The following is a 6,860-nucleotide window of genomic DNA, read 5'->3' as shown; positions in this document are numbered from 1 at the left end:
GGCGGGGGCCCCCCCCGCGGGCCCCTCTTCGGCGTCGGGTCTGGGTGGGCCCCCTCGGCGGGGCGGCCGCGTTGTTGTTGCGGGGGGGGGGGGGGGGGGGCCCCCCCCCCCCCGGGGGGGGCCCCCCCCCCCGGCAGGATGGGCGCATGGGAGAGCGCGAGGAGCTGGCGGGGGACGGGTTCGCGGCGGACTGCCGGGCGCGGGTCGCCTTCGAGGTCCTGGCGAACCGGTGGGACAGCGTGGTGGTCTTCGTCCTCGGCGAGGACGGCCCGATGCGCCCGCGGGCCCTCCTGGACCGGATCGGCGGGATCAGTCCCAAGGTGCTCAACGACGCGCTGCGGAGACTGGAGTACAACGGCCTCGTGCGGCGCCGCCGTTACGCCGAGGCGCCGCCGCGCGTCGACTACGCCCTCACCGAGGCCGGCACGGCACTCCTGGTCCCCATCCGCGCGATGGGCAGCTGGGCCGCCCGCTACGCGGACACCGTCCTGGCCGCCCAGGAACGCTTCGACACCCGCTGACCCGGCCTCGCCGTCGGCCCGGTCGTCCGGCAGGCCCGTTCTGTTAGGGTCGGCGCAGCGCCGTACGTGCGTGAACAGGGATTCGGACCAGGGAGGTTGATGAATATGGCCGTCAACGGCCTTCCTCAGCATGCCCTTTTCCGGTCCGCGCGCTGACGCGACGCGATACGACGCGTGGCGACACGCCATGGCGCGCGGTCCGGGTCGTACCGACGACCAGGAGTCACCTGTGCATTCCTCTTCCTCCCAGGACCACACCGAGCTCGCCACCGAGCGGCTCGTCCTGCGTACGTGGACCGCGGCCGAGGTGCTCGCCGTCCTCGACGGCGAGACCGGCGAGCGGCCGGCCGGCTGGGCCGGAGACTTTCCCTCCGAAGGCGACACCGTCATCGCGACCCTCCTCGGCGACCACCCGGACTGGCTCGGCCCGTACGGCCACCGGCTGATCATCGAGCGGGACGGCGGTCTCGTCGTGGGATCGATCGGCCTGTTCTGGCCGCCCGCCGAGGGCGTCCTCGAACTCGGCTACGGCGTCGTCGCCTCCCGACGCGGCCGTGGCTACGCCACCGAGGCCACCAGGGCGCTCGCCGGCTTCGCGCTCGCCGCGCCCGGCGTCCACACCGTGGCCGCCGGCGTGGAGCTGCCGAACCCGGCCTCCCTCCGCGTCCTGGAGAAGGCCGGCTTCGCACGCGACGACGCCGGCGCGGCCGAGGAGACCGAGGCCGTGGCCCGCTTCCGCCTGACCCGGGACCACCTCGGGCAGTAGCAGCCCGGTGGGCCGGCGCCACCCGCGCCGGCCCACCTTCGCACCGGCTGGAGCTCAGAAGCCTCCACCGAAGCCAGAGCCGTCGTCTCCGCCGAAGCCACCCAAGGCCGGGGCGGCGGCGGGGCTGCTCGGCCCGCTCGGCCGCCCGTTCGCCGCGGCGCCGCGCGCCCGGCAGACGGCGGGCACCGAGGACGGCCGCGTGTCGTCGACGCGGGGGGCCGGTTACGGGCGGGTGTAGCGGCGGATGCGGTAGTGCAGGCCGGTCGTGGAGCGGAGCCAGCCGGTGTCCTCGGCGGTCTTCCAGGACGGGTCGAGCGACGGCGCGTAGGTGTCGCCGGCGACGGGGGAGTCCACCTCCGTCACCGAGAGCGTCGTGGCGTGGGGCAGCGCGGCCCGGTAGATCTCGCCGCCGCCGATCACCCACGCGTCGGCCGAGCCGGTCGGCTCCGCCGGGTCCGTCGGCTCCGCCAGGTCCGCCGGGCCGGTCGCGAGGGCGAGCGCCGCCTCGACGGAACCGGCGCGCTCCACGCCCTCCGCCGTCCAGCGTGGATCGCGCGTGACCACGATGTTGCGCCGGCCCGGCAGCGGCCGGAACCGCGCCGGCAGCGAGTCCCAGGTCCTGCGCCCCATGATCACGGGCCGGCCGAGCGTCGTCGCCTTGAAGTGCGCCATGTCCTCGGGAAGGCGCCACGGGATCGCGTTGCCGGCACCGATCACGCCGTCGAGGGTCTGGGCCCAGATCAGCCCGATGCTCACACCGTCACCCGTGCCGTCAGCCGTACCACCGCTCGTGTCGTCGCTCATACCGCGACCGGCGCCTTGATCGCGGGATGGTGCCGGTAGTCCAGCACCTCAACGTCGGCGTACGCGTAGTCGAACAGCGAGTCGGCCTTGCGCAGGCGCAGTGCCGGGAAGTCGTACGGGGTGCGGGAGAGCTGCTCGGTGACCTGCTCCACGTGGTTGTCGTAGATGTGGCAGTCACCGCCCGTCCAGATGAAGTCGCCGGGCTCGAGGCCGGTCTGCTGGGCGACCATGTGGGTGAGCAGCGCGTAGCTCGCGATGTTGAACGGGACACCGAGGAAGAGGTCCGCGCTGCGCTGGTACAGCTGGCAGGAGAGCTTGCCGTCGGCCACGTAGAACTGGAAGAAGGCGTGGCACGGGGCGAGCGCCATGCGGTCCAGTTCGGCCACGTTCCAGGCGGAGACGATCATGCGGCGCGAGTCGGGATCGCGGCGCAGCGTGTCCAGGACCTGGCTGATCTGATCGATGTGCCGGCCGTCGGGCGTCGGCCAGGAGCGCCACTGCACGCCGTAGACCGGCCCGAGCTCACCCTTCTCGTCGGCCCACTCGTCCCAGATGGTCACGCCGTGCTCGTGCAGCCAGCCGATGTTCGAGTCGCCGCGCAGGAACCACAGCAGCTCGTGGACGATCGACTTCAGGTGCACCTTCTTGGTGGTGACCAGCGGGAATCCCTGCGAGAGGTCGTAGCGGAGCTGGTGTCCGAAGACACTTCGGGTGCCGGTGCCCGTCCGGTCGGCCTTCGCCGTGCCCGACGTGAGCACCAGCCTCAACAGGTCTTCGTACTGGGTGTCCGCCATGGCTGATGAGTCTACTGCCGCCGTGGCCCGGTCAGGTCCGCCGCCTCCGCGTGCCCGCGGGCCGGCGCGTCGGGACGGACCTCCTCGGCCCCCGTACGCGGGCGCCGGCGCAGGCCGAGGGCGCCGATCACCGCGGCCAGGGCGGCCGCGGCGAGCGGCACGACCAGGGCGGCACGGTAGCCGTCGAGCAGGGCCCGCGGGGACCCGGTGTCGGCGGTGGCCGCGACGAGGACGGCGGTGACGGAGGACAGGCCGAGGGCGGCGCCGAACTGGAACGAGGTGTAGAGCAGGCCGCCGGCCAGCCCCTGCTCCTCCTCGTCGACGCCGTCGGTGGCGACGATGGTGAGCGGACCGTACGCGAGGGAGAACGCCAGGCCGAGCGTGACGAAGGCGGGGAACATCGCCGCGTACGTCCAGTCGGCGCCGACCGGCAGGAACAGCGCGTACGCCAGTGTGGCCAGCAGCAGGCCGCCCAGGATGACCTTGGCGTGGCCGAAGCGGTCGACGAGCCTCGGGGTGAGCGTGGGCGAGAGCACCGCGTCGATGCCGATCACCAGGAGCGCCAGGCTGGTCTGGACGGTGGACCAGCCCCGCAGCTCCCGCAGGTACAGCACGGCGACGAACTGGAAGCCGAAGAAGCCGCCGGCGAAGAGCAGCGCGACGAGGTTGGCCCGCACCAGGGAGCGGCTGCGGAAGATGCCCAGGCGTACGAGCGGGGCGGGCGCGCGGCGCTCGGTCAGGACGAAGACGGCGAGGAGCGCGAGGCCGGCGAGGAGCGTGCCGAGCGTCCAGGCGGCCGTGGTGTGCGCGGCGCGTTCGACCGCGAGGACGAGGAGCACGATCGCGCCCGTCACGGAGAGCGCCCCGAGCAGATCGACGCGTCGTCCGGCCCGGTCGGGCCGCTCGGCCCTGGGCACGAGCGCGAAGCCGGCGACCAGGATCAGGAAGGACAGGACCACCGGCGCGAAGAAGACCCAGCGCCAGTCGACGGACGTCAGCAGCCCGCCGACGACCAGGCCGACGGAGAACCCGCCGGCGGCGGTGCCGGAGTAGACCAGCAGGGCCTTGTCGCGCCGTGGCCCCTCCTCGAAGTGGGTCGTGATCACGGACAGCCCGGCGGGAGTCATGAAGGCGGCGGCGACACCCGTGACGAAGCGGGCGACGATCAGTGTCGGCCCGTCGTCGGCGAAGCCGCCGAGGCCGGAGAAGAGCAGGAACACGGTGAGCCAGGACAGGAACATCCGCCGCCGGCCGAAGAGGTCCGCCGCTCTTCCGCCCAGCAGCATGAACCCGCCGTAACCGACGACGTACGCGCTCATCACCCACTGCAGTTCACCGGTGGACAGCTTCAGATCGGCGCGGATCGACGGCAGGGCCACGTTGAGCATGGCCACGTCGATGCCTTCGAGGAAGATCGCTCCGCACAGCACCAGGAGTACTCCCCAGGTGCGCGAAGGGGACGGCTTGGACACAGGACGGCTCCTCGACGAGAGAAGGAAGGGGAGGGAGGGGAGGGAAGGCGGGAACGGCGATGCGCGGGCGGTTACCCAACTGCCCGTCGGTTCCCTCTTGTTACCGCCTCGATCCTGGTGCACCCTGAACGACCATGGAAGAAGGCACTTCGAAGTCACCGAGTCACTGCACGGGAACCGAGGACGACCGGGCACGCCAGTGGGACACGCGGGAGGGCTGCGAGGTCCGCCAGATCCTCGACCGCGTCGCCGACAAGTGGTCGCTGCTCGTCATCGCCCTGCTCGACCGCCGTACCCTGCGCTTCACGGAACTGCGGCGCGAGATCGACGGCATCAGCCAGCGCATGCTCACCGTGACCCTGCGCCAGCTGGAGCGCGACGGCCTGGTGCGCCGCACCGTCCACCCGGTCGTCCCGCCGCGCGTCGACTACCGGCTCACCCCGCTGGGCGGGACGCTGCACCGGACCATCCAGGCCCTCGTCACCTGGACCGAGGACCACCAGGACGAGATCGCCGCCGCGCGCGCCGCGTACGACGACCGGGCGGCGTACGAGAAGGCGGCGGCGTACGGGGAGACTGCGCCGTACGAGGAGAGGGCGGCGTACGGCGAGCGGGCCGCGGGCGTCGCCGGCTGAGCGTGCGCAGGAAGCCGTAGGTGGTGGCCAGGCAGGCGGCGACGGCGATCCACAGCAGGACCCGGCCGAGGACGCCCGGCCAGCCGACGCCGGTCGCCGCCGAGACCGACAGCGCGGCCACCGCGCTCATGCCGAGCGGGAAGACGGTCGCCCAGCGCCGGACGTCGTGCGCGAGGCGCGGGCGCGCGCACTCGCCGCACAGCAGCACCGCGCACCACACCAGGTCGAGCGCGAGCAGCGCGAACGTGGTCGTCCGCAACGCCTGCTCCGCCGCACCCGCCCACACGCCCGAGGCGAGCAGCTTGGAGCCGGTGAGCGCCGAGATCGCCATGGCCCCGCCCGCGATCCAGTGGTCGCCCGCCCCGCGGACGACCTGCCGGAAGTCGAACCGGGTGAGCGCGTCGCCGTACAGCACGAGTCCCAGCAGGAAGAACCCGAGCGCCGTCCACGCCGCCCACTCGCCGGCCCGCGGCGCGAGGACGGCCGTGAGGACCGCGATGCCCTGCGTGGCCACGCAGATCAGGAACGCGGCGCCCGGCGCCGGCCGCTCCAGGTGCCGCACCACCGCCGTGAGCAGCACCGGCCACAGCAGCACGGCGAGCACGAGCAGCGCCACCGCCACCGCTGTCGCGCCGAGGAGCTCGTAGCGCACGCCGAGGACCGTCGTGGCCGCCACCGCCGTCAGCGCCGATGGTGTCACCGCGCTCGCCGCCCAGCGGGGCCGGTCGCCGGCGAGCAGCAGCGCGAAGTCGGCCGCGAGCAGCAGCCACAGCGCCGTGGCCGGGCACAGCGCCAGGAGGGACAGCACCTCGAAGCCGGTCAGGTGGAGACCGACCGAGAGGATGCCGGTCGCCATGACCGCCGCACCCGTCGCCGGCGACAGGGCCGCCCAGGAGACGCCCCGCCCGGCGGGACCGCGCTTGTCCATGCCCTCATCGCAGCGCCGCTCCGCCCGCCCCGCCAGCGGGCGGCGCTCGTTCGGCTCATCCGGAGGGCGTGGCCCGCGCGTCCGGGTGCAGGGCGGCGACGGCCGTGAGCATCAGTTCCAGGGCGAAGGGATAGCCGCTGTCGCGCATGTCGGCGGCGAGGAGCGGATACGTCGCGGCGATGTGCGGGTGGGTGTCGGCCGGGAGCCGGCCGTAGACCGAGCGCCAGACCCCGGCGTCGGCCTCGGCGGCGGCCGGAGGAAGGGCCGCCGCGGCGGCGTCCTGGGCGGCGAAGGCGAGGGCCTGGTCGACGAAGGCGTGGTAGACGCGCACCGCGAGGGCGTCGGGGAAGCCGGCGGTGCGCAGGATGCCGAGGATCCGCTCGACCGCCCGCGTCTCGTGGCGGCGTCCCGTGGTCCGGTGGGCGGCGAGCACCGCCGCCTGCGGGTTGGCGAGATACGAGGCGTGGATGCGCAGACCCATCGAGCGCAGGTCCTCGCGCCAGTCGCCGGTGGCCGCCCAGCCCTCCTGGGCGCGGCCGACGAGTTCGTCGGCGAGGGCGAGGAGCAGCGCGTCGGTGTTGCGGAAGTAGCGGTAGAGCGCGCTCGGGTCGGCGCCGAGGGCCGCGCCCAGCCTGCGTACGGAGAGGGCGTCGGCGCCGTGCTGCGCGACCAGGCGCAACGCCGTCTCCAAGATGAGGCGTTCGGAGAGCACCGCGCCCCGCTTGGTCGGTCGGCGGCGCCGCCGGCGCTCCTCGGGTACCACGCGTTCGGCCATGGCCCGGACCTTATGACAACACCATTGACGTGTAAACGCCGGCCGGATTGCATGGCGTCCGGCGTCCGGCGTCCGGCGTCCTCGCCACCTCGCCCGTCACCTTCGTCCTGCCGTCTTGCCGTCTTGCCGTCCCGCCGTCCCGCCGTCCTGCCGTCCCGCCGTCTT

Annotated in this window: 7 protein-coding genes and 1 pseudogene; 3 read left to right on the top strand and 5 right to left on the bottom strand. The window is 73.6% G+C overall.

Going from position 1 to position 6,860, the window contains the following annotated elements:
- Positions 1 to 146 precede the first annotated feature (146 nt).
- The gene (locus ACIGO8_RS07140) at positions 147 to 521 is read left to right on the top strand and encodes a winged helix-turn-helix transcriptional regulator (protein WP_399725163.1); all 375 of its coding nucleotides are present in this window, start codon (positions 147 to 149) and stop codon (positions 519 to 521) included.
- 229 nt (positions 522 to 750) lie between these two features.
- Entirely contained in the window at positions 751 to 1,287 is a 537-nt protein-coding gene (locus ACIGO8_RS07135; protein ID WP_399725160.1) for a GNAT family N-acetyltransferase, read from the top strand.
- A 222-nt stretch (positions 1,288 to 1,509) separates the two neighbouring features.
- Here ACIGO8_RS07135 and ACIGO8_RS07130 read toward each other — a convergent pair whose 3' ends face one another.
- From ACIGO8_RS07130 to ACIGO8_RS07120, 3 genes are read right to left on the bottom strand one after another with little or no spacing between them, the layout of a single operon-like run.
- Positions 1,510 to 2,043 (bottom strand): dihydrofolate reductase, encoded by a 534-nt coding sequence (locus ACIGO8_RS07130; protein WP_399726765.1) that lies wholly within the window; start codon positions 2,041 to 2,043, stop codon positions 1,510 to 1,512.
- 44 nt (positions 2,044 to 2,087) lie between these two features.
- Positions 2,088 to 2,885: a thymidylate synthase gene (locus ACIGO8_RS07125; RefSeq protein WP_399725157.1), complete on the bottom strand. Its 798-nt coding sequence runs from the start codon at positions 2,883 to 2,885 to the stop codon at positions 2,088 to 2,090.
- A gap of 11 nt (positions 2,886 to 2,896) precedes the next feature.
- The gene (locus ACIGO8_RS07120; RefSeq protein WP_399725155.1) at positions 2,897 to 4,357 is read right to left on the bottom strand and encodes an MFS transporter; all 1,461 of its coding nucleotides are present in this window, start codon (positions 4,355 to 4,357) and stop codon (positions 2,897 to 2,899) included.
- Between the two features lie 134 nt (positions 4,358 to 4,491).
- Here ACIGO8_RS07120 and ACIGO8_RS07115 point away from each other — a divergent pair, with 134 nt between their 5' ends.
- The gene (locus ACIGO8_RS07115; RefSeq protein WP_399725152.1) at positions 4,492 to 4,992 is read left to right on the top strand and encodes a winged helix-turn-helix transcriptional regulator; all 501 of its coding nucleotides are present in this window, start codon (positions 4,492 to 4,494) and stop codon (positions 4,990 to 4,992) included.
- Positions 4,993 to 5,017: 25 nt separating this feature from the next.
- Here the strand turns inward: ACIGO8_RS07115 and ACIGO8_RS07110 are convergent.
- Together ACIGO8_RS07110 and ACIGO8_RS07105 are read right to left on the bottom strand one after the other, a co-directional pair.
- A pseudogene (locus tag ACIGO8_RS07110) lies at positions 5,018 to 5,920 on the bottom strand (tellurite resistance/C4-dicarboxylate transporter family protein); the annotation flags it as partial.
- Between the two features lie 55 nt (positions 5,921 to 5,975).
- Positions 5,976 to 6,695, bottom strand: coding sequence for a TetR/AcrR family transcriptional regulator (locus ACIGO8_RS07105; RefSeq protein ID WP_399725149.1), 720 nt, complete (start codon positions 6,693 to 6,695; stop codon positions 5,976 to 5,978).
- Positions 6,696 to 6,860 lie beyond the last annotated feature (165 nt).

Origin of the sequence: Streptomyces sp. NPDC053493, from assembly GCF_044544825.1 — a bacterium.
Classification (GTDB): domain Bacteria; phylum Actinomycetota; class Actinomycetes; order Streptomycetales; family Streptomycetaceae; genus Streptomyces.
This window is presented reverse-complemented; position numbering and strand designations above follow the sequence as displayed.